At 68.2% G+C, this 255-nt stretch carries 1 pseudogene; it reads right to left on the bottom strand.

Annotated elements, in window-relative coordinates:
- Nucleotides 1-255: pseudogene (locus SB754_RS21530) on the bottom strand (copper-transporting ATPase); the annotation flags it as partial.

Here is a 255-nt window from a genome sequence, read left to right as displayed (position 1 = left end):
ATCTGCACGATCTGGGCGAGCAGGGTGTCGCTGCCCACTCGCTGGGCCTCGATCACCAGTGCTCCGGTGCCGTTGACGGTGGCACCGATGACCTTCTCGCCCTCGGCCTTCTCGACGGGGATGGGCTCGCCGGTGATCATCGACTCGTCCACCGAGGAGGTACCCTCGACGACGACGCCGTCCACCGGCACCTTCTCGCCAGGGCGCACCCGCAGGCGGTCACCGATCTGCACCTGCTCGAGCGGAACGTCCTCC

Origin of the sequence: Leifsonia sp. SIMBA_070 (assembly GCF_046534635.1) — a bacterium.
Taxonomy (GTDB): domain Bacteria; phylum Actinomycetota; class Actinomycetes; order Actinomycetales; family Microbacteriaceae; genus Leifsonia.
This window is presented reverse-complemented; position numbering and strand designations above follow the sequence as displayed.